At 30.9% G+C, this 1,118-nt stretch carries 1 protein-coding gene and 1 tRNA gene; one reads left to right on the top strand and one right to left on the bottom strand.

The annotated features are described in order from the left end of the window. Window positions 1–82: 82 nt before the first annotated feature. Window positions 83–155, top strand: a tRNA-Pro gene (locus tag AOG55_RS00075). Window positions 156–184: 29 nt separating this feature from the next. Here AOG55_RS00075 and AOG55_RS00080 read toward each other — a convergent pair. Beyond that, a complete protein-coding gene (locus AOG55_RS00080) occupies window positions 185–1,078 on the bottom strand; it encodes a UbiA-like polyprenyltransferase (protein WP_330218491.1) in 894 nt (297 codons plus the stop codon). Window positions 1,079–1,118: the final 40 nt, after the last annotated feature.

Genomic DNA, 1,118 nt, shown 5'->3' on the forward strand with positions numbered 1-1,118 from the left:
AGATTTATATGTTAAGTGTTAATTTTTTATTTAATTTCCAGAATTAAAAATTTTTATATTCTAAAGTGAAATACAGCACCTAGGGGCCGTGGGGTAGCTTGGTATCCTACCAGCTTGGGGTGTTGGTGACTCCGATTCAAATTCGGACGGCCCCATTAATCTCTATTTTATATATTAATAAATCTTATGCCACAAGGGATATATAAATTCCTATTAAAAATAGAAATCCTATTATGGAGTTTGGATTAAAGAAAACCTTTCTTACATTTTCCGGTGTTGTTCCATGTATGGCAACATGTTCATATAATATTAAAATTATTATTGGTATCAGTGCCAGAATATAATATATTGAATGAACAATAAATGCTATATAAATAAAGAAAATTATTGTAAATATATGGAAAACCCATGAAATAATTAGGCCTTTTTTTACACCGTATTTCACGATGATTGTTTTTAAACCGTTTTTTTTATCATATACCTCATCAGGTATTGTATAAATAATATCAAAGCCCGCAATCCAGAATGTTGAACCTGCAACCATTAAATATATAATCGCAGGCGGGAAATTTGGATTCACAGCCAGGTATCCACCTATTATGCCCAGTCCTATGGTAAATCCCATAAATAAATGCCTCAGGCTTGTAACTCTCTTCATTAATGGATCTGCTATAAAAAATATTAAAACAATTGGTGAGAGCATAAATACAAGATTATTTAATAAATATGTTAAACCCTCAAAAATGAATACCAGCATTAAGGTAAATGCAATGGCCTGCCGCAGATTTATTTCCCCCGTCACAAGAGCCCAGTTCCTTTTTCTTGGATTGGTTATATCATATTTTAGGCCAAGTATCCTGTTTATTGACATTGCAGCTCCTCTTGCAGAGATGGCAACAAATAAAATAATAAAGAATTTGTACATTTCTATAATCCCATTTGAGGCTATAAGGGCACCTGCAAAAATGAAGGGTAAATCGAATACAGTATGTTCCATTTTAACATACTCAAATAATGTTTTTAATTTCGTTTTAATCTCATACAGATTATTTTTGGTTATAAAATCTTTTTTAGTTATTTAAAATTTTTTTAAAATGTTTAATTAGATCGGAAGAGCG

The organism is Acidiplasma cupricumulans (assembly GCF_001402935.1).
Classification (GTDB): Archaea; Thermoplasmatota; Thermoplasmata; order Thermoplasmatales; family Thermoplasmataceae; genus Acidiplasma; species Acidiplasma aeolicum.